This is a genomic window from Salibacterium qingdaonense, assembly GCF_900114715.1.
GTDB lineage: Bacteria > Bacillota > Bacilli > Bacillales > Marinococcaceae > Salibacterium > Salibacterium qingdaonense.
The window spans coordinates 39,856-61,548 of record NZ_FOTY01000009.1 but is presented as its reverse complement, the minus strand read 5'-3'; the positions used below and the strand labels follow the sequence as shown (position 1 = coordinate 61,548).

Sequence of the window (21,693 nt, the reverse complement as noted above, 5' to 3'; positions counted from 1 at the left end):
GCGTATTCTTATTTTGAAATCATAAAAAACACTAGCACGGTACCGGTCGCATGTCAACAGAAACAGACAACTTTGTTTGATTAGAACAAAGGGCTGCTGCCAGCCAAAATAGGCTTTGTTAACATGTTGGGCATGCGCTGCAGGCGGACGCTTTCCCTCCAAAGTACAAGGGCAGCATCAAAAGCCGCCGCCTTATTGCATTCTCTTTCATAAAAAAGGGCAGACAGCAGCGTCAGGGGATGCGGTTACTCAGGATCGGAGCAGCTCCATGGACACTAACCCGCCAAACAGCATACCTAGTATCCATAAAAGTAATTTGGGTAGACACTAAAACTCCGTTGCCGGCAATTAGTGTCCTTCGATTTCCACCGGCACTCACTAACTTCTGATGTCAGCGGCGTAGTGTCCACAAAACGATAATTCATGGACACTACGCCGCTTGTTTACGATTTTAGTGTCCATGGTCACATCCCCTGCCCGTGGTCGCGAAAATGAGTTACACTTTTTGTTAGAGGGGGCAAGGTATAGGTTTATCCGACATGAGAATGTTGAAACTGTGCTTTGACCAGCCGGTTGTACTCTCCGTGCTGCCGTATCAATTCATCATGACTGCCTTCCTCTAATACCCTGCCCTCCTTCAGCACCATGATCCGGTCTGCTTCCCGGATTGTCGAAAGACGGTGGGCAATCATCACTGCAGTCCGGTCTTTTAACAGTCTTTGCAGTGCCTGCTGAATAATCTGTTCGGTTTCTGTATCGATAGAAGCTGTTGCCTCATCAAGAATTAAAATGCGGGGGTCCGCCAGCAGCGCCCTGGCAAAGGAGATCAGCTGGCGCTCTCCGACAGAAAGAACATTCCCGCGTTCTTCCACTTCTGTCTCATAACCATCTCTCAATTCACGGATAAAACGATCAGCCCCAACCTGGAAAGCCGCCTCTTTCACTTCTTCGTCATCTGCCTCCGGATTCCCAAACCGGATATTATCCATAATCGTACCTGAAAAAATAAAAGTATCCTGCAGAACAACACTGACCTGCGAACGGAGGCTGTCGAGCGTAACATCACGAAGATCTTGGCCGTCGATCAACACTGTCCCAGCGGTGGGATCATAGAAGCGGCTGATGAGATTCACTATCGTCGTTTTTCCCGACCCGGTATGACCGACAAAAGCGAAGGTTTCCCCGGGACGAATATGAAGGTCCAGGTCCTGCAGCGCATATTTCACCGCGTCGTACTGAAAAGAAACCTGTTCGAAACGAACGTCTCCTTTCATTGTACCGATAGATACAGCGTCCTTTTTTTCCGGAACAGAAGGAGATTCATCCAGATATTCAAATATCCTTTCGGATGAAGCCATTGCCATCAATAATTGATTGTAAATCTGCCCGAGACGGGAAATCGGTTCCCAAAACATACCAAGAAACGTAGCAAACGTAACGAAATTCCCGATGGAGAGCGTACCGTTTCCTATCAAATGAATACCGTACCAGATCAAAACAGCGGTGCCGACAGCGTTGGAAAGCTCAACAACAGGGCGGAATTTCGCGCTTTTACGGGTGGCCTGTTCCCACGCGTCATACGTATCCATATTGAGATCGCCGAAATAACGCATGTTTTCCTGTTCCTGATGATACGCCTGTGTCACCCGCATCCCCTGAATGCTCTCATTCAAATGAGCGTTCATCGTGGACTGCCTGAGCCGGACCACCTGCCAGGACCGCCGGATTCTGCGCCGCAGATTTGTGGAAATGTAAAACATGACCGGAAGCACAATCATGACTGCTGTCGTCAATTCCGGGCTGATCACAAACAAAATGCTTACAATACCAACCAGCATGATGATATCCATCATCAAATTAATTACTCCATTAGTGAACAGTTCCTGCAGCGAATGGACATCATTGGTCACCCGGACGAGAATCGATCCTGCCGAGCGCTGGTCAAAAAAGCGGTGGGAAAGCGTCTGAATGTGATTAAACAAATCCCGGCGCAGGTCAAAAATAATATATTGGCCCATACGGTTAATCCAGCGGATACGATAAACATTCGAAACCCACTGCAGGCCGTACATTCCCGTTAGCACCACCACAACCCAGAGAAGCAAATCCCGATTCCCGGGACTTATCGCTTGATCGATGGCATAACCGATAAGAACCGGTGCAGCCAGCCGGACAATGGTTCCGATCAACATCGCTGCCGCAGCGAGCGGAAGCAATGTTCTGCCGTAGGGTTTCATGTAGCTGAACAGCCGTTTCAACTGAGACCAGTTAAACGCTTTGTCCACAACACGGTCCTGAGGGTAATGAAACCGCCCCGTGGATGCTCTGTCCTGTCCGGATCCCTCTATTCTTTTCATCTCCATCCCCCCGTTCTTACCCCTGACGCTGCATCACCTGATACTGGTCCCGGAATTGTATATCATGAATTCTGCGGTACATGGATGCATGATCCAGAAGTTCTTCGTGTGTGCCTTGTTCCACAATACTTCCTTTTTCCAGTACAAGAATCTGATCTGCATGCTTTAAAGAAGATATGCGATGTGCGATGATAAAGGTCGTTCTGCCCTTCATCACTTCCCCAAAAGCAGCCTGAATCCGCTGTTCGGTTTCCATATCCACCGCACTTGTTGCGTCATCAAGCACCAGAACAGCTGGATCCATGACGATGGCTCTGGCAATAGCCAGCCGCTGCTTCTGGCCACCCGACAATCCCATCCCGCGTTCTCCCAGGACGGTCTCGTATCCATGCTCCAAATCCATAATAAACGTATGAGCCTGGGCACGCTTTGCAGCTTCCACAACATCATCCATGGAAGCATCCGGCCTGCCGTAGGCTATATTATCCCGGATCGTCGACGAAAATAAAAACGATTCCTGAAGGACAAATCCTATGTTACTGCGCAGGTCGGCAAGACTGTACCGGGAAATCGGCTGACCATCCAGAAATATATCTCCTTCTGCAGCGTGATAAAAACCAGCCGTTAATTGAGTAATTGTCGTTTTCCCCGATCCGGCGGCTCCGATAAGTCCGATTGTACTGCCTGGAGGAGCATGGAATGAAATATCCTGGAGAGCATTTGATGCTTCTCCTTGATATATATGAGAAACATGTTCAAATTCAACATCCCCCTTCAAACGATCCAGAAAAAGTTCTCCCTTCCGGATATCCGTTTCTTCTTCATCCAGCACCTCAAGGAGACGCTCCCCGGCCGCCTTCGATTGGGAAAATGTATTAATAATGAATCCCAGGTTCATTAGAGGGCTGACAATATACCACATCAGACTGAAGGAAGCGGCCAGCTGGCCGATCTGAAGCTGTCCGGTCATGACCAGATATCCACCAAAGCCCAGCAGAAGAACGACACAAATATTCCCTATAAGTTCCATCACAGGAAAAAATACAGCCCAGAGTCCAGCGTTATACAATGACTTTTCTTTATAATCATCATTCCGGCGGCTGAAACGATCCTTTTCCATACCTTCCTGAGACAACGACTTTACGGTACTCATCCCACTTACATTCTCCTGTACTTTCGTCGTCATATCGGCAAATGATTCTCGTATTCTCTTAAATCCCGGATGAACTTTTTTGTCAAACCGATACACAACGACAGCAAGAAAGGGCATCGAGATCAAGGAAACCAGGGCCAGCTGGTAACTGTACACCATCATCACCGTAAAGCTCAGTACAACAATCAGAAAAAGATTCATCACCTGGGCAAATCCAAAAGATAGAAAGAAACGAAACGCTTCCACGTCAGCAGTCAACCTCGACATCAAATCCCCTGTCTTTGCATTATCATAAAATCTGAATGGCAGGTACTGCAGCTTTTCATACAGTGACTGACGGAGCCTGTAAACCGATCGGATTCCAAACATGTCGCCGCAGTATTGATGCAGGTATGTAGCAATCGCTTTCAAAACAGTCAAAAGCACAAAACCGACAGCTAAATACGGAAGAAGGGACGCGTTGGAAGCAATAACCACTTCATCAATAGCGTATTGAAGGACAATAGGGTAAGCCATCGTCAAACTAGTCATCATGATCAGGAAAACAATCGATGCAAAGAAGAGTTTCCGGTCCGGCAGGTAAAAATGTCTCAGGCGTTTGAATGTATTCACATCTTTCCTCCTTTGGAAAACGGTAGTATTACTATACCGATTTTATTCCTTTGTATCGAGAAGCAGGACAGTCTTAAAATAAAAGGGAAAGAAAGACCAGGGAAGAAACACCGATCTAAAAAGACCGTACCGTTCTATTTGAGAAAATTTGAAAGTTAAAGTAAAAAAAGCCCCGCTCTCTTCAAGAGCGGGACTTATGTATTAATCGTCTCCGATCATTTCTTCGTACTGCTCTGCTGTCATGAGCTTATCGATTTCAGCCGTGTCAGCAGGTTCTACGACAATCATCCAAGCTTTTTCATACGGGGATTCGTTTACAAATTCCGGCGAATCTTCAAGTTCGTCGTTAATTTCCACGACTTTCCCTGTAATCGGCGCATACAGCTCGGATACAGTTTTGACCGATTCGACACTGCCAAACGGCTCGTCCGTTTTCACTTCACTGCCTATTTCCGGCAGTTCGGCAAACACAATATCACCGAGTTCGGACTGCGCAAAATCCGTAATGCCGACACGGACTTTTCCGTCTTCCACCTTCACCCATTCATGCTCCTGGGAGTACTTCAATTCTTTTGGGACGCTCATACGTTAAACCTCCTTATTATCAATACCTACTGCTTCCACACTTCCTCAAATTCCTTTTCGCTAAACCCGACCGTCACGTTACTCCCATCTGTCAGGATCGGCCGTTTCATCAGCATGCCGTCGGAAGCAAGCAAATCCAGCAGTTCATCCTCGTCTGCTGTCTTCATTTTATCTTTTATGCCAAGCTCACGATACTTTTTTCCACTCGTATTAAAAAATTTTTTAAGCGGAAGACCGCTTTTCTCATAAAGGTTCTGCAATTGCTCCCGGCTTGGCGGTTCGTTCACAATATGATATTCCTCGTAGGACACATTGTTTTCATCAAGCCAGTTTTTAGCTTTCCGGCAGGTACCGCAGGGCGGATAGCCATAATAAGTCAGCGCCATTCTTTCCGCCTCCTTTCTGTTTGGAGATTCTCTGTACAGTATACCGTAAATTCCGCTGCATCTCTAACCAGAAGACATGTTTGGTTTGTTTTTCACATATCTTTCCGTCCTCCTGCAGATACTACCCGCGAAACGATAACACCGAAAGGAAGGATAAAATGAGTCCACAACAGCAGCCCGGTTCTTCCCCGGAAAATGTAATGCCCCAGCCGCCGCAGACCGTAACGGTGAAAGACCATCTGTATCTAAGTGATATGCTGAGCTGGAATTTGACTGCTGCGAAAAAAGCGGCTTTTTTCGCCAAACAATGCATGGACATGGAAGTTAAAAAAGAGCTCGAAAAAACAGCCCAAATGCACGAAAGACATTACCAGCAGCTTCTTACCCATCTGCAGCCCGCCGCGCAACCCGGTCCGGGTGCTAATTAAAAGGAGGATTCCTATGGCATCGTCTTCAAAAATTCAGAACCCTCAGACCCAAATTCCCAAGACGCCGGAAATGAATGACCGTGATTTTTTAAACGATATGCTGTCGACCGAAAAATACATGACATCTTCCTACAGCTACGCCATGAATGAAGCGAGCCATGAAGATCTTTACGACGATATCGCGATGATTTCAAGCGAAACCCAGAATCTGCAGCGCTCCCTGTTTAACATGATGTTCAAAAAAGGATGGTACAGTTTCGACGCAGCCGAAACGAACACACTCAGCCAGTCCTACCAGCAGTTCAACGGGTACACTAACCAACTTCCCGCTCAGGGAACCATCAATTAATTCAACAGTCCGCGCCGCCTGATGTTACAGGGCGGCGTTTTTTTAGTTACAATCAAGCAGAATAAAAAATGTTCTACATCGGATACTTTGCATTTTACACAGCATCTTTCATCGTGATATATTTAAAAGTTTTACAATTGTGTTTATTTCATAATATATACGGGTAAGAGTGTGACGGACCCGCCATTTCATTAACAGAATAATAGGAAAAGGAGTGATGGTGTAATGGCAGTCGATAAATATCCTTCCAGAAACGGGCAGCAGGCTCAGGTGATGGAACGGAAAGATCCTGTAGTTCACCGTAATCCTGCATTCTCAGATGGTCCTCTCAGCGAAAAAGAGATGAATGCTTTTGGGGAGAACGGCTATTTACTGTTTGAGAAATTGTTCAATGATGATGAAGTATCCATCATGAAAAGTGAACTGCAGCGGACGATGGAGTACAATCAGAACCGCAGTGCCGACGATGTGATTAAAGAACCTGGAAGCAATGAAATACGGTCTGTTTTTGAAATCCACAAAGACAGCGGTTTCTTTCAGGCTCTTGCCAAAAATGAACGCATCGTAAAGGTCGCACAGCAGCTTCTTGGAAGTCAGGTCTACATCACACAGTCCCGGATAAATTTTAAGCCAGGCTTTAAAGGTAAGGAGTTCTACTGGCATTCGGACTTTGAGACGTGGCATCAGGAAGACGGCATGCCGGATATGCGCGCAGTAAGCTGCTCGATTGTACTTACGGACAACTATGAATTCAACGGTCCCCTCATGCTCGTGCCGGGATCGCAGAAATGGTTTGTATCATGCCCGGGAGCCACGCCGGAACAGAACTATAAGAGTTCGTTAAAAAAACAGGAAACCGGTGTGCCGGATAATGACAGTATGACACGTCTGGTTGATCGTGCGGACGGCCGCATCGACCGCGCTACAGGGCCGGCGGGCTCCGTCCTGTTCTTTGACTGCAACACGATGCACGGATCCGCCGGCAACATTTCACCGTATCCGCGCAGCAACGTGTTTTTCGTATTCAATTCGGTGGAAAACAAACTGCAGGATCCGTTTTCGGGGCAGCCGCCGCGTCCGGAGTTTCTAGCAAACCGGGAGAACACCGAACCGATTAAACCGATCAAAGACCGTCTCCAAAACGTGTCCCACCGCATCAAACGAAATTAATGCCGGGCATACTAAAAGAAGGATCAGCCGCTTCCGTGCAGCTGATCCTTCTTTTCTTTCTGCTGCTTTGACCAGGTCGGCTCGCGGCAGAGAAGCACTCCATAAGACAGGGAAAACACCATGCCGGTAAAACCAATCACCTGCAGAGGGTATCCCTTTGCTTCTTCATAAAACACAGGGGCTGTAAAGAAGAGCACAACACATACTACCAGCATAATAAAGGCCCTCACGACAGGGATATGCAATAGAAGTCCTCCCGCCAGGATGATTTCCATCCATTCTATGCAGAGGACTCTTTTCTATGCAGAACAATGTGCCGGTCTGCTGATTCAGGGGTTTCACGCTGCACTGTCCCTGCGCTGCTTCCAAAGCATCCCCATTGCGGCCGCCAGCACCACAATACCTGCCCAGAACGAAATCGATCCGGCAAGCACAAGCGCACCGATAACAAATAATATAAGCCCGGACGCAACAGAAATTCCCGATCCTGCTCGTCGCAGCAGCCTGGCTCCTGTATAGAAGAGAAATATCGCAGTAAGAATGGATACCACCATCCCCACGTTGTCTCCCACGAGTGCGAAAAGTCCAACCACCGCCAAAACGATAATAATGACGTTCCATTTTCTACCGTACATCATGTGCCATCAGCCGCCTTTAGTTCCATCGTTTATTTACCATTTCATCCTACAGTAACATACAATCTTTATGGCATCACATGTCGTAACAAGCAGCAGGATGGCCAGAACGACAAATAGGAGAAATTTTTTGACATTGTCATAAGATACAATTGATAGTCAGTCCGAGTCCTAGTATTATGAGAATAAGGTTTCTTTCACAAAATACACAAACCTTATCTACCTATATAGGATAGAACATCACTTGGGAGGGTTAATGAATGACGGAAGAAAACAAAGACCTGCGCATCCGCAGTAAAGTAATCAGTGACGATCCCAACAGGGCTCCGAACCGTGCTATGCTCCGCGCCGTAGGTTTTGAAGATGAAGATTTTCAGAAACCGATGGTCGGCGTAGCCAGCACATGGACAGAAGTAACGCCATGTAATATACATATTGACGAGCTGGCGCGGTCGGCAAAGACAGGAGCATCCGACAGCGGCGCTGCCCCGATGATCTTTAATACGATTTCTGTTTCCGATGGTATCTCGATGGGACACGATGGCATGAATTATTCCCTGCCGAGCCGGGACATTATCGCGGATTCCATCGAAGCCGTCACCGGCGCGGAACGTCTGGACGGATTTGTAGCCATTGGTGCCTGCGATAAAACCACACCGGGCTGCCTGATTTCCATCGGCCGGATGAACCTTCCTTCCGTTTATGTATACGGAGGAACCATCCAGCCCGGCAAACTCGACGGCAAAGACATCGACCTTGTCTCTTCCTTTGAAGCCGTCGGGCAGTATCAGCAGGGAACCATTGATGAAAAGCAGCTTCACCGGGTGGAGTGTAACGCCTGTCCCGGCGCCGGAGCCTGCGGCGGCATGTACACTGCCAACACAATGGCAGCGGCGGTGGAAGCTCTCGGCATGAGTATCCCCGGCTCTTCGTCTACACCTGCCATTTATGATTATAAGAAAGAAGAATGCCGCCAGGCCGGTGCCATGATCACCGACCTTCTCGAAAAAGAAATTTATCCACGTGATATCATGACCAAAGAAGCGTTTGAAAATGCGATCACCGTTGTGATGGCACTCGGCGGTTCCACCAACGCGTTTCTGCACCTTATCGCGATTGCCCGCTCCGCTGATGTCGACCTGACGTACGACGATTTCGAACGCATCCGCAAAAACGTGCCGCATATCGCGGACCTAAAACCAAGCGGACAGTATGTCATGCAGGATCTGTATGAAGCAGGCGGTGTACCGGCCGTGCTGAAAATGCTTCATCAGGAAGGACTGCTTCACGGAGACTGCCTCACCGTTACCGGCAAAACGCTCGCGGAAAACCTCGAAGATGCACCAGACCTGAAAGAAGGCCAGGACGTCATCAAACCGCTGCATGATCCGATCAAACAGCAGGGGCCTCTCGTCGTGCTGAAAGGAAACCTTGCTCCCGAGGGCGCGGTAGCGAAAATGTCAGGCCAGAAAATCAGCCGTTTCGAAGGACCGGCCAAAGTGTACGACAGTGAAGCCGAAACAACAAAAGCCATCGAAGCCGGTGAAATTGTGGAAGGCGACGTGCTTGTGATCCGCAATGTCGGTCCGAAAGGTGGACCGGGGATGCCGGAAATGCTTTCCATCACGTCCATGATTGTCGGCCGCGGGCTTGGCGGAAGAGTCGCTCTTATTACCGACGGCCGCTTCTCCGGCGGATCCCACGGCTTTGTGATCGGCCACCTTGCGCCGGAGGCAGCCGCCGGCGGACCGATCTCCCTGCTGCAAAACGGAGATACGATCACCATCGACAGTGACACGCAGGAGATCAACTTTGATGTAACGGACGAGCAGCTCGAAGAACGTGCCCGCCACCGCGCACCATTTGAACCGCGCTACAAAACCGGTGCACTTGCCAAATACTCCAAACTCGTCTCCTCCAGCGCAAAAGGCGCCGTCACTGACGAAAATTTATTCTAGAAAAACGAGACTGCAGCGAGTCTGGGACAAAAGTAAAATAGGCGGAGGACAACACGAATGTCTTGCATCGTTGCTCAACAGTCTAATGGCAGCGGAGCCAAAATGCTTCGACTCCTGCGGGAACAGCACGAGTCTCGGGGACCCCGCAGGAAGCGATTTTCTTCCGAGGAGGCTTGAGCCGTGCCCGCGGCAAAGAAGACACGATGAGCCCCGGCGAATCGATGTCGCCCTTGTGCTCTGGAGTAAAAGCGAAGTATTTTGGCGCAGCGGTTTGTCTCAGCAACGAAAAATGCCGAACGATTTTTTTAAATCGTTCGGCATTTTTCTATCTTATACGGGTTTTGTTCCAGACTATTTTTTATGGGATGGAATTAAAAAGCTCTTTCCGCTTTCATCTATCAGGCCTTGGACACTACGCCCTTATTTTTCAATGATAGTGTCCACGGAGCATCATGTTGTGGACACTGCGCCGTTGAAATCGGAATGTAGTGTCCCTTGGAGGAAATTAATAGATACTAACCGCCGGCAGAAGAGTTACAGTGTCTACGAACACTACTTCCGTGGACACTAGGTATGCTCCCGGGCGGGTTAGTGTCCACGGAAGCACCCCAGCCCGGATCAGCCACAGCCCTGCTGCAGATCCCAAATGAAAAAGAGCTCCTATAAAGATTGTCAACACAGCGATGGCAGGATGCAGAACAAAAAAATACCGAACGATTCACTGAGAAATCGTTCGGTATTTTTGGTTTTACCCAGTCTCTTTCCTGTTACATTCTATTCGAGAGCAGCTGATGCCTGTTCCACCATGGCGGGCACAGATTGCAAACCGCCACCGGAAATGTACCAGTACTCCGGATTCAGGTAGACGATATTGTCATTCTTATAGGCTTTCGTCTGTTCGGTGAGTTCATTTTCAATCACTTCTTCAGCAGACACATCTCCGCCTACCACAGCTGTCCGGTCAATGACGAACAAATACTCCGGATTCTTTTCTTTCACGTATTCAAACGACACACTCTGTCCGTGCGTGGAAGTCTCTATGTTTTCATCCACCTGGGCAAACCCGAATTCATCGTGGATGACACCAAACCGGGAGCCCGCACCATAAGCACTCAGTTCCCCGTTGTTGGCAAGCGCGACAAGGGCTTCACCGTCAGCGGAAGAAGCTTCTTCTTCAAGGGACTCTACTTTATCTTCGATGGAAGCCAGTTTCTCATCCACCTGGTCTGATTCACCGAAAATCTCGCCGAGTGTCTGCGCATTGGAAGCAAAAGAATCCCAGTAATTCTGCGTATCAACCTGCATATAAATCGTTGGTGCAATCTCACTCAATTCTTCATAAGCGCCGGACTGTCTTCCGGAGATGATGATGAGGCCGGGTTCCATCGCCGCTATCTTTTCAAAATCCGGCTCTTTGATGCCACCGGCGTTTTCATACTCGGAGCTGTCATACTGGCTCAAATAGCCCGGCACCGTTCCTTTAGGTAATCCTGCTACATCAACTCCGAGAGTGTCCAGCGTATCAAGACTTCCGAAGTCAAACACCACAACGTCTTCCGGATTTTTCGGAACGGTCGTTTCTCCCAGTTCATGGGAAACGGTTATCTCTTCAGCTTCGGTACTTTCACCATTTGCGTCTTCTTCACTTGCGTTTCCTTCCGATGATGCACTCTCTTCGGCGGCGCTGTCACCGGACGTACCGGATGTTTCTCCGCTGGAGGCTTCCTCACTGTTATCCGTTCCGCAAGCGGTCATCCCCATAGCAAGCAGCACTCCTGCGATCATCAAATTCCATTTTTTCAACATGTTCATTCCTCCCTTTTTATTTTAAAACCTGAAATCTGATTTCTTTTATGATGACGTTGACCTGTGTCTCCCCCCTTTTTTGTACTTAAAAATACACACAGATTTTCTGCTGATCGATATGATGAACCGTCATATCCAGCTCATAGATATCCCGCAGTACTTCGCGATCAATGATTTCATCGGTAGTCCCTTCCTTGAAGACCTCTCCATCTTTCATCGCGATGATATAGTCGGAATAACAGGATGCAAAATTAATATCATGTATGACCAGAACCACGGTTTTTCCGAGGTCATCAACCAATTGACGAAGAACTTTCATAATCTGGACCGAGTGCTTTAAATCCAGATTGTTCAACGGCTCATCGAGCAGAATATAATCGGTATCCTGCGCAATAACCATAGCGATGAAGGCGCGCTGACGCTGGCCGCCGCTCAGCTGATCCAGAAATTTGTCCTTCATTTCATCCAGTTCCATATACGTGATGGCTTCTTTCACATAACGCCGGTCTTCGGAAGTAAGTCTCCCCTGTGAGTAGGGGAAACGGCCGAACGTGACAAGTTCCTCCACCGTCAGCCGGACATTCATTTCATTGGATTGTTTCAGGATGGCAATCTGCTTGGCAAGCTCTCTCGACGGCGTCCCGGAAACATCTCTTTGATCCAGCAGCACGTCTCCACTGTCCCTTTCAATCAACCGGCTCACCATGGACATCAGGGTACTTTTGCCGGCTCCGTTCGGCCCGATAAATGTAGTAATCTTACCAGGCTCAATCTCTGCGGACACGTCGCTTACCACGGTCTGGTTTCCGTATGTTTTGAATAAATTCTTCACGTTTACCATTTTCTATTCTCCTTTAACAGAAGGTATATAAAGTAGACACCGCCGGTAAAATTAACAATGACACTTAACGTTGTGGAAAAGGCGAAAACCCGCTCCACCAGCATCTGCCCGGCCACGAGCGCGATAATGCTTATCAGAATGGCTGCTATTATCAACGGTTTATGCCGGTACGTTTTCATAAACTCATAGGCAACGTTTGCAACGAGCAGTCCAAGAAAGGTAATCGGCCCGACAAGCGCTGTAGCAATGGATATCAGTACAACAACAACGAGAAGGAGCCGTTTTACTACGCTCTTGTAATTCACCCCGAGGTTAATGGCATGTTCTTTGCCAAGAGCCAGAACATCAAGATATTTCGCAGCCGGCAGAAAATAAAGAAACACCAGAACCATCCCCACGCACGATATCAACAGCAGTTCGGTCTGCACGTTGTTAAAACTGGCAAACATCCGGTCCTGTACAATCAGAAATTCATTCGGGTCAATGAGCATCTGCATGAAGGAAGAAATGCTTTCAAAAAAGGTGCCAAAGACCAGTCCGACTAAAAGAAGAAAATAAATATTGCGTCCTTCTCCCCGGAACAGGAATTTATACAAAAGCACGGCAAATACCATCATTAAACCAACCGAAAGGAAAAAGTTCAGCTGTTTGTTCGCAATGGTCAGTGTATCGGATCCATAGAAGAAGATAATGGCCGTCTGCGTCAGCATGTAAAGGGAATCCATCCCGATAATGCTCGGTGTTAAAATGCGGTTGTTCGTAAGCGTCTGAAAAATAATCGTTGAAAATGCGATGGCTGCCCCTGTCAAGCTGATGGCCAGTACCTTTTTGCCACGGCTTTCCAGCACATAACTCCAGTTTCCTTCCACCCCCTGGAACATGAACAACGCCAGGGAAACTGCAGCAAGCACGGCCAGCACGAATATTTTGGCCTTATGACTCATATGCTTTTCTCCTCAACAACAAATAAATAAAGATGCCGCTTCCGATCACCCCGACGGTCAGACCGATTGATAATTCGTATGGAAAAATGATAACCCGGCCGAGTATGTCACAGAACAATACGAATACGGCACCGAGAAGCGCTGTATGTGGAAGGTTTTTCCGTAGATTGTCCCCCTGGAAGATGCTTACTATGTTTGGGATCACGAGGCCGAGAAACGGAATCATACCTGCGGTCAGGACAACAACAGAAGTAACAGCCGCCACGACGATTAAACCGATGTTGACTACTTTCTGGTAATCAAGACCGAGGTTGGTGGAAAAGTCTTCCCCCATCCCCGCGACCGTGAATTTGTTGGCAAAAGCATACGCCAGGATAAGAGCGGGGAGACTGACATATATCAATTCATACTGGCCGCTGATAATCATTGAAAAATCCCCGTGCAGCCACGACGACATGCTCTGAATAATATTGTTTTTGTATGCAAAAAAAGTGGTTACAGAACCAATAATGTTCCCAAACATCAACCCGACCAGCGGTATAAACACGGTATCTCTGAATTTGATCCGTTCGAGAATTTTCATAAATACAAACGTCCCTGCCAGCGCAAAGGCAAAAGATATTGCTGCTTTTTCAAGTGGTGACGCATTGCTGAAAATCATCAGGGAAACGAGAATACCGAGCCTGGCGGAATCCATCGTTCCCGCCGTCGTAGGTGATACAAATTTGTTTCTGCTTAACTGCTGCATGATCATACCGCAGATACTCATGCTCATCCCTGCGATCAATATGCTTGCCAGCCTCGGCAGACGACTGACTGCGAGGGTGTGGGCCTGGTCTTCTGTTAAATCAAACAGGTCCAGCGGCGATATCGGTGTGACACCGATAAAGACCGAGGCAAAGGACAGTACCAGCAGTGCTGCTGCCAAATATCTTTTTTTCATAGTTGTCCCATACTCTCTCTTCTTTTCAAGTGATCATTTATACCTGCGCGCACAATTTAAAAATGATAATCATTATCAACTTAACTGATAACGATTATCATTCTACCAGTTTTGATGTGTTTGTCAATATTATCTAACGTATTTTGTTTGACAGGGTTCGACAGGGAGGAGTAGCATGAATGTAAAAGTTTACCTAAGGCAAAAAAATATGAATAGATCAACATTAAGGGAGTGGAGAAAAAAATGGAATACTTTCTATCGCTGCATCCAGTTATGCAGGCGCTGCTGGCTGGTTTATTTACGTGGTTCATGACAGCTCTCGGTGCGTCAGCTGTCTTTTTTTCCAAAGGGGCGAATTACCGTGTGATGGACGGCATGCTTGGATTCGCCGGCGGAGTCATGATCGCAGCCAGTTTCTGGTCCCTTCTGTCTCCGGCTATTGAACGAGCGGAAGAAAGTGGTGTTCCCGGCTACATTCCGGCCGTCATCGGCTTTTTGCTTGGCGGCGCCCTGCTGCTTCTCGTTGACAGAATGCTGCCGATGCTCCGTGATGAACGGTATTTCACGGAAATCAAAGACACGAAGGCCAAACACCGGACCGCCCTGCTCGTCTTTTCCGTAACGCTTCACAATATACCGGAAGGACTGGCGGTTGGTGTTGCTTTCGGGGCTCTTGCCGGTGATATAACCACAGCGTCCATCGGCGGGGCCGTCGCGCTCGCCCTCGGCATTGGGATTCAGAATTTCCCGGAGGGGCTCGCCGTATCCATGCCGCTTCAGCGGGAAGGGATGTCGAGGAGAAAAAGCTTTATGTACGGACAGTTTTCCGGTATGGTCGAACCAATTTCGGCTGTGATCGGAGCTTTTGCCATTATTATGATTGAACCTGTTCTGCCTTATGCCTTGAGTTTCGCGGCTGGTGCCATGATTTTTGTCGTCGCCAAAGAAATCATCCCGGGATCCCAGGAACGCGGGTACGTCCAGCTCTCCTCCATCTGTCTCATGATCGGGTTTGCTGTCATGATGACACTGGATGTCGCACTTGGGTGAGGCAGGATAATCAAAAGAACCCGGGTACAAACGAAGCTCCCGTCTATTGATCAGGATAGGCGGGAGCTTCGTTTTTGTACAGATTGAAACAGCCTTTTGCAGCAGCGTTTTGGCTGTATCCACTAACAGCTTGAGATCAGGCGTTAGTGTCCACAGAACATCATTCCGTGGACACTAAGCTGCTGAAATCAATCATTAGTGGCTTAATAGGAGTGCCCGGGGACACTAAACTCCCGGGCCAGTACTATAGTGTCTCCCAAAACAGTTTCCACGACCGTTCATGCGTTTTTTTCAAACAGATAGTGTCCCCGGGTCTGAAAAAAGCCCTTCTGCCATTCTTTCTTTTCTTAATACGGATCCGACACATGTCCAGTTTTTTCCGCTTCCATCACAGCTTCTTCACTGCCATCGGTCGCAATCGGACCGCTGCTTCCATTTTCATCCGCCATCTTCAACCCTTCAGCCACCCTTTTGCCGTACTCTTCGTCACATTCATGAAACAGGGAAATCATTTGTTCCTGAATTCCGGTGTGACAGGTTTTTAACGTGTTGACCAGGTTGTTGATCAGATCATTTCGTTCCCAGTCACTGAGACGGCGGTATGTTTCACCGGCCTGGCCGAAGTTGTTCGTACGCTTGATCGATTCACGTTTCAGACGCCCCGATACATAAGGCTCATGTTCCGTTCCCGGATTATGCTGTTCCTTCAACCCTTCGATGAACGATGGTTCATAGTTAATATGCGGGTTGCGGGGGCCGGCATAATCAGTCCGGTAATCCATCTGTCCTTTCTGCTGGTTTGTAACAGTTTCCTTGTCAGGTTTATTAATAGGAAGCTGCAGGTAATTGGTGCCGACACGGTAGCGCTGCGTGTCGGAATAGGAAAACGTGCGCCCCTGCAGGAGCTTGTCATCGGAAAAATCAAGGCCGTCCACCAGTACGCCGGTACCAAAAGCCGCCTGTTCCACTTCTGCAAAATAGTTGTCCGGATTCTTGTTCAGTACCATTTTACCGACCGGCAGCCACGGAAACTTATCTTTATACCACAGTTTCGTCGGATCAAGCGGGTCAAAATCCAGTTCCGCGTGTTCCTCATCACTCATAATCTGCACGTACAATTCCCATTCCGGATAGTCGCCCTCATCAATCGCTTCAAACAAATCCTGGGTCGCATGATTGAAATTTTTTCCCTGAATATGGTCCGCTTCGTCCTGGGTCAGATTCTTGATGCCCTGCTTTGGCTCCCAGTGATACTTCACCAATACGGATTCTCCATCTTCATTCACCCATTTGTACGTATTCACACCCGACCCCTGCATATGTCTATACCCCGCCGGAATGCCCCACGGCGAAAATAGAAACGTAATCATATGCATCGCTTCCGGCGATTGCGAGATAAAGTCAAAGATCCGCTCCCCGTCCTGAATGTTCGTCGCCGGATCCGGCTGAAACGCGTGGACGAAATCAGGAAACTTGATGGGATCCCGGATGAAAAAAATCTTCAAGTTGTTACCGACAAGATCCCATATTCCGTCTTCGGTGTAGAATTTCACCGCAAACCCCCTCGGGTCACGCAGCGTTTCCGGCGAATGCTTGCCGTGGTTCACTGTCGAAAACCGGACAAACACCGGTGTCTGCTTTCCTTTTTCCTGAAATACTTTCGCTCGTGTATACGTGGATGCCGGTTCCTTTCCGACCATGCCGTAGGATTCAAAATAACCATGCGCTCCGGCTCCACGGGCGTGCACGATCCGCTCGGGAATTTTCTCCCGGTCAAAATGGCTGATTTTTTCGAGAAAATCATAGTTTTCAAGGGTTGTCGGGCCCCGGTTTCCTACGGTCCGCGTATTCTGGTTGTCAGTGACCGGATGCCCCTGCCGGTTCGTCAGGTTTTCTTTCTTTTCATGCTGATACTTGTTTTTGTCATACATCGTGCGTATCGCCTCCCTCTTTTCTTCATTATTGCCAGGAGGCCTGAGATTATGACAGACGAAAGTTAAAAAAATGAACGGACCGGCATGTGCACGGCGCACCGTTACAACCATTTTACTGTGGAAAGTGTCGGTAAAACCGAAATAACAGACATGTTGACATGCAAAGTGTCCAGTACTTTTTTTTACTGGACACTTCGGGAGGAAATATAAGACAAAATGGTCCATAACCTGTTTTTACAGACACTTTGCCAGCCATTCTGTCTGTTACCACTGCTCTACCCCTCTCATCCACAGACATGGCGTCCAAAAAAATCCCGGATGCGCAGCCGGCATCCGGGATTTACTTCTTATGATTTGAAGATACGGTCGATCTCAGCCGTTTCTTCGTCTGTGAGATGGACGTCGATGGTTTTCAGGTTATCTACCACCTGTTCCGGCCGTTTGGCGCCGGGGATCACAGCATCCACTGCGTTTCTTGTTAAATACCAGGCAAGGACAACGTGGGCCGTGCCGGCTCCTTTATTTTCCGCAATGCGGCGTACCTGATCTACTTTTTCCAAGTTCTCTTTGAACGTTTCTCCCTGGAACATCGGACTGTTCGCACGGATATCGTCAGCTGCAAACGTTGTATGTTGATCATACTTCCCGGCAAGCAGACCGGAAGCGAGCGGGAAGTACGGAATAAACGTGATGCCTCGTTCCTGCACCAGCGGCAGCATATCCTGTTCCGCGCCCCGCTTAAACAGATTGTATTCTGATTGGATAACATCCACATGTCCATCCTGGTCCGCATCTTTCAGCTGATCAACAGAGAAATTGGACACACCGATGGAACGGATTTTGCCTTCTTCCCGTAACCGTTGCAATGCACCGACAGCTTCGGCTTTCGGCGTGTCTTCATCTGGAAAGTGAATGTAAAAGAGATCCACATAATCCGTCTGCATACGCTTCAGGCTGTCTTCCACCGCCTGCTTCAGAAAATCAGGATGATTGTTGAAAACCATCTCTCCGTCTTTAAAAGAGTGGGCCGCTTTCGTCGCAATGGCTGCTTCACGGCGGTTTCCGCGTTCTTTTATTACATCACCGATAAGTTCCTCAGAACGGCCCATTCCGTAAGCATACGCTGTATCAAGAAAGTTCATCCCATAATCAAGAGCATCGTGGACAACCTTTTTGCCCTGCTCTTCATCCAGGTTCGGATAAATGTTGTGGCCGCCTACTGCGTTCGTGCCGACTCCAATGGGATGAACCGTAACATCGGAGCGGCCGAGTGTTGTTTCTTTTTTCATTCTAAATCATCCTTTCCCTGTTTACTTCGAAGGCTCACTGACTTTCACGAGCTGCTTGCCGAGATTTTCACCGGTGAATAAACCGAGAAATGCATCCGGTACATTCTCAAATCCTTCTACAATGGTTTCTTCATACGTCAGTTTTCCTTCCGAAAGCCACGCAGCCAGTTTCTCGCTTCCTTCCTGAAAACGGGAAGCGTAATCACCGACAATAAAACCCTGAATCAAGGCCCGGCTCTTCACAAGAATCGGCTGCACTCTCGGGCCGACGTCGGCTTCTGTTTTGTTGTAGGAAGAAATCGCGCCGCAGACCGGAATCCGGGAGAAATCGTTCAGCTGGGACATCACAGCATCCGACACCGGACCTCCGACGTTGTCAAAGTAGACGTCAACGCCTTTCGGGCAGGCCTCTGCCAGAGCAGCTGTCAGATCAGACACTTGATTGTAATTAACCGTCTCATCAAAACCGAGTTCATTCTTCAGATACTCTGTCTTCTTATTTGTGCCGGCAATACCGACAACGCGGGCACCGCGCAGCTTTGCAATCTGTCCGGCCGCCATGCCGACCGCGCCGGCTGCTCCGGAGATAACCACTGTTTCCCCGGCGGCCGGCTTTCCGATATCGAGCATGCCGAAATAAGCGGTGAGTCCTGTAATACCAAGAATTCCTAAATAGGCGGACAACGGGGCAATAGTGTCGTCAATTTTGCGGACTGCGGCATCTTCGATTGTATTGTACCGTTTCCAGGCGAGCATTCCCATGACCTTGTCTCCTGGTTCAAACAAGCTGGACTTGGATTCCACCACTTCGCCGGCAACACTGCCGTTAATAACTTCATTGACTCCAAACGGTTCAACGTATGATTTTGCACTGCTCATCCGGCCGCGCATGTAAGGGTCGACCGATAAGTATATCGTCTTCACAAGAACCTGGCCGTCCTGCGGTTGTTCGATGGGTTCTTCCTGATAGTTAAAGGTTTCGTGGGAAGGCATACCTTCCGGGCGTTCTGCCAATAGAATTTTTTCATTTGTTTCGGGCATGGTACCACATCTCCCTTTAGTAATATCACGTACACCCCTATTTTCTACCACTGTTTTCCTTTTGTAAAACATTACGATTTACCATGAAGAAATCACGAAGTGCGGCATACAAGAAACGCAGCTTGTTGAGGGGCTGGAGCGTACTCCAGAAAATGCTGGAAATCCTATATCTGGATCTGTTAAAAAAACAGGCACCGTTTCCGGCCCCTGCTTCCTCGTTTCAGGATAAAAAAAGACGTATAAATTCGTTTCTGGTACTGCAGTGAACAAGCTGCTGGACGAGGGAAAGATCATCAATAACAGCGCCAAGGCTTTTGTACAGCACCTGCAGATCCTGGCGGCTGTTTTTTTCCACGCTTAACAAGCAGACAAGCTGCACCCGTTTATCGTTCCAGAGAATCGGCTTCTGCAAGGTACATACAGCGAGAAAGGTCGTCTTTGTCTGCGGGGTGATGGGATGCGGAACCGCCGTCATGTTGCCGAAGCTGGTCGGTGCTGCCTCTTCCCGTTCATATAGTTTTTCCAGAAAGCCTTCCTCCGTATAACCCTTCTCCATCAGCTGACTGCTTAGAAAATGCAGCACATCCTCCTTTGAAGATACATCCTGCTGCAGAAAAATCAGTTCTTCTTTCACATACTCCAACATGCTTCTCTGTTGATCCTCAGATACGACATGTTCCACTTTTTTCAGATCCCCTTCTCCAAGAATGGTGTTGACTTGAATGACGGGGATAGAGATCTCTTCAGGAATCGCAATAGTGCTGATAAGAAAATCGAGCTCCTCCAGGGGGATGCGGGGAAGATTATAATATTCTGTCGTGCCGGCCAGCTCCAGCTGCGAACCAAACCGGGCCTGCAGTTTGTAGTAAATCAGCTGGGCACTGCCGGCTCCCGAGGCACAGACGATCATGCAGCGTTTCGGTTTTTTCTTCAGGTTTTTTCGTTCCATAGCCGCCCCAAAATGAAGCGCAATGTAACCAATTTCACTTTCTTCAATGCTGACATTCTCTTCCTTTTCCAGAACCATCCCCGCAATCACTGCCGCTTCAAAGGAAGCAGGATAATTGGCTTTAATATCATCAAGCAGTGGATTCCGAATATTCATGCCGTACCGGTAACGGTTTACCGCCGGCTTTAAGTGAAGACTGAGGCCGATCTGTAATTCCCGGTCGTGCCGGACACCAAGGTCCAGTTTCTGCTCCACTTCCTCCAGTATGGCAGAGGTGAGGAAATAGGCACGTTCATCCATGACTGCTTCGATACGGTCTTCTGTCATATTCGCTTCAGAAATCATTTTGGTACCAAGCAGGTGCATCGCAATGTAGGCAATTTCCACCTCCGGAAACGTTACATCGAGGGCCTGTTCCACTTTCTTCACAATTGTTTCTGCCACTTCATATTCCTTCTGGTCCATGATTTCATCGAATTCTTTTGCGTAAAAAGAAATATGGTGACCGGTTTGTACCCGTTTGCAGGTGATGGCCGTATGAATAAACAGATTATTTAACGCAATATCCGAAAGGGTAATATCGTGTTCTTTAATTTCTTCTACGATGATGTCCCATATTTCATTCATGTTATCTTTCATCAGCCACGGCAGCCGGCTGTTGAACCGGGAGGCTTCGTTTTTGATACTGCGGTCAAATACATATTCAGACATACAGAACCGGAGTTTCATTTCGCTGCCGCTGACTTTCAACCCGTAATTCGGCCGGTTTTCAAGAGTAATATCATACGTCTGTAAAATATCCCGGACGATACGGATGTCATTTTGAATCGTGGAACGGCTGATGAGCAGCTCCTCTGCCATATCATCCAGTTTCACATATTCCCCTGCCAGCAGGAGGCGCTTCATTAAATAGTTCACCCGTTCTTCCGGTTCATCAGGCATCGTTTGGTCCGGTGCTGCATCTTCCTGAAAAATCTGTTCCAGATAATGGCGGAACTTCTCGTCATCATCAATCCGCAGTTCATACCCTCTCGCATGCAGGGCCTGTATGACAGCGCCGTGACGAGTAAGCCCATCATTCAGCTGTTTGATATCATTTCTTGTTGTCCGCGTCGTCACCTCATTTTGGTGCGCAAGGTACCTGCTCGTAAGCGGTGTATCTGCCGCCATAAACTCGCGGAGCAGCATCATGCAGCGTACATTCATAGCTTCCCTCCTTTCCTTGGAAGAATTCCCTGCCTTCCACTGTCAGCACCTTTCTCT

The 21,693-nt window shown here is 48.3% G+C and carries 20 protein-coding genes; 6 read left to right on the top strand and 14 right to left on the bottom strand.

Annotated elements, in window-relative coordinates:
* Positions 1-530: 530 nt before the first annotated feature.
* The 4 genes from BM058_RS09155 to BM058_RS09140 all read right to left on the bottom strand — a co-directional run bounded on the left by BM058_RS09155 (position 531) and on the right by BM058_RS09140 (position 5,093).
* Positions 531-2,357, bottom strand: a complete 1,827-nt coding sequence (locus BM058_RS09155) for an ABC transporter ATP-binding protein (protein WP_407690169.1) — start codon at positions 2,355-2,357, stop codon at positions 531-533.
* A gap of 16 nt (positions 2,358-2,373) precedes the next feature.
* A complete protein-coding gene (locus BM058_RS09150) occupies positions 2,374-4,122 on the bottom strand; it encodes an ABC transporter ATP-binding protein (protein ID WP_090926734.1) in 1,749 nt (582 codons plus the stop codon).
* Between the two features lie 201 nt (positions 4,123-4,323).
* On the bottom strand, positions 4,324-4,707 hold the full coding sequence (gene gcvH, locus BM058_RS09145) for a glycine cleavage system protein GcvH (RefSeq protein WP_090926733.1): 384 nt from the start codon (positions 4,705-4,707) through the stop codon (positions 4,324-4,326).
* A gap of 26 nt (positions 4,708-4,733) precedes the next feature.
* Entirely contained in the window at positions 4,734-5,093 is a 360-nt protein-coding gene (locus tag BM058_RS09140) for an arsenate reductase family protein (protein ID WP_090926732.1), read from the bottom strand.
* Between the two features lie 158 nt (positions 5,094-5,251).
* Between BM058_RS09140 and BM058_RS09135 the strand changes: the two genes are divergently transcribed.
* From BM058_RS09135 to thpD, 3 genes are all read left to right on the top strand, one after another.
* Positions 5,252-5,521: a hypothetical protein gene (locus tag BM058_RS09135; protein WP_090926731.1), complete on the top strand. Its 270-nt coding sequence runs from the start codon at positions 5,252-5,254 to the stop codon at positions 5,519-5,521.
* Between the two features lie 13 nt (positions 5,522-5,534).
* On the top strand, positions 5,535-5,870 hold the full coding sequence (locus tag BM058_RS09130; protein ID WP_090926730.1) for a spore coat protein: 336 nt from the start codon (positions 5,535-5,537) through the stop codon (positions 5,868-5,870).
* 225 nt (positions 5,871-6,095) lie between these two features.
* On the top strand, positions 6,096-7,040 hold the full coding sequence (thpD, locus tag BM058_RS09125) for an ectoine hydroxylase (protein WP_090926729.1): 945 nt from the start codon (positions 6,096-6,098) through the stop codon (positions 7,038-7,040).
* A gap of 23 nt (positions 7,041-7,063) precedes the next feature.
* Here thpD and BM058_RS09120 read toward each other — a convergent pair whose 3' ends face one another.
* Both BM058_RS09120 and BM058_RS09115 read right to left on the bottom strand, forming a co-directional pair.
* Positions 7,064-7,255 carry a hypothetical protein gene (locus BM058_RS09120; RefSeq protein WP_143083006.1) on the bottom strand — a complete coding sequence of 64 codons (192 nt, stop codon included), beginning with the start codon at positions 7,253-7,255 and terminating at the stop codon, positions 7,064-7,066.
* Between the two features lie 123 nt (positions 7,256-7,378).
* Positions 7,379-7,678, bottom strand: coding sequence for a hypothetical protein (locus tag BM058_RS09115; protein WP_090926727.1), 300 nt, complete (start codon positions 7,676-7,678; stop codon positions 7,379-7,381).
* Between the two features lie 257 nt (positions 7,679-7,935).
* Here BM058_RS09115 and ilvD point away from each other — a divergent pair, with 257 nt between their 5' ends.
* Both ilvD and BM058_RS18010 read left to right on the top strand, forming a co-directional pair.
* Positions 7,936-9,633, top strand: a complete 1,698-nt coding sequence (ilvD, locus tag BM058_RS09110) for a dihydroxy-acid dehydratase (protein WP_090926726.1) — start codon at positions 7,936-7,938, stop codon at positions 9,631-9,633.
* Positions 9,634-9,806: 173 nt separating this feature from the next.
* Positions 9,807-10,067 (top strand): hypothetical protein, encoded by a 261-nt coding sequence (locus BM058_RS18010; RefSeq protein ID WP_143083005.1) that lies wholly within the window; start codon positions 9,807-9,809, stop codon positions 10,065-10,067.
* A 340-nt stretch (positions 10,068-10,407) separates the two neighbouring features.
* Here the strand turns inward: BM058_RS18010 and BM058_RS09105 are convergent, their stop codons facing one another.
* The 4 genes from BM058_RS09105 to BM058_RS09090 form a co-directional block, all read right to left on the bottom strand.
* Positions 10,408-11,436 carry a siderophore ABC transporter substrate-binding protein gene (locus BM058_RS09105; protein WP_407690171.1) on the bottom strand — a complete coding sequence of 343 codons (1,029 nt, stop codon included), beginning with the start codon at positions 11,434-11,436 and terminating at the stop codon, positions 10,408-10,410.
* Between the two features lie 88 nt (positions 11,437-11,524).
* A complete protein-coding gene (locus tag BM058_RS09100) occupies positions 11,525-12,280 on the bottom strand; it encodes an iron ABC transporter ATP-binding protein (protein ID WP_090926724.1) in 756 nt (251 codons plus the stop codon).
* On the bottom strand, positions 12,274-13,224 hold the full coding sequence (locus tag BM058_RS09095) for an iron chelate uptake ABC transporter family permease subunit (protein ID WP_090926723.1): 951 nt from the start codon (positions 13,222-13,224) through the stop codon (positions 12,274-12,276). The genes BM058_RS09100 and BM058_RS09095 overlap by 7 nt, the downstream gene beginning before the upstream one ends.
* On the bottom strand, positions 13,214-14,167 hold the full coding sequence (locus tag BM058_RS09090) for an ABC transporter permease (protein WP_090926722.1): 954 nt from the start codon (positions 14,165-14,167) through the stop codon (positions 13,214-13,216). The genes BM058_RS09095 and BM058_RS09090 overlap by 11 nt, the downstream gene beginning before the upstream one ends.
* Before the next feature lie 243 nt (positions 14,168-14,410).
* On the opposite strand from BM058_RS09090, the gene BM058_RS09085 reads away from it, so the two are divergent.
* Positions 14,411-15,217, top strand: a complete 807-nt coding sequence (locus BM058_RS09085) for a ZIP family metal transporter (RefSeq protein WP_090926721.1) — start codon at positions 14,411-14,413, stop codon at positions 15,215-15,217.
* 347 nt (positions 15,218-15,564) lie between these two features.
* On the opposite strand, the gene BM058_RS09080 is transcribed toward BM058_RS09085, so the two are convergent.
* The 4 genes from BM058_RS09080 to BM058_RS09065 form a co-directional block, all read right to left on the bottom strand.
* Positions 15,565-17,148, bottom strand: a complete 1,584-nt coding sequence (locus tag BM058_RS09080; RefSeq protein WP_090926720.1) for a catalase — start codon at positions 17,146-17,148, stop codon at positions 15,565-15,567.
* A gap of 350 nt (positions 17,149-17,498) precedes the next feature.
* A complete protein-coding gene (locus BM058_RS09075) occupies positions 17,499-18,440 on the bottom strand; it encodes an aldo/keto reductase (protein ID WP_090926719.1) in 942 nt (313 codons plus the stop codon).
* Positions 18,441-18,461: 21 nt separating this feature from the next.
* Positions 18,462-19,481, bottom strand: a complete 1,020-nt coding sequence (locus BM058_RS09070) for an NADP-dependent oxidoreductase (RefSeq protein WP_090926718.1) — start codon at positions 19,479-19,481, stop codon at positions 18,462-18,464.
* Between the two features lie 220 nt (positions 19,482-19,701).
* Complete coding sequence (locus BM058_RS09065) at positions 19,702-21,636, bottom strand: BglG family transcription antiterminator (RefSeq protein WP_090926717.1); 1,935 nt, start codon at positions 21,634-21,636, stop codon at positions 19,702-19,704.
* Positions 21,637-21,693: the final 57 nt, after the last annotated feature.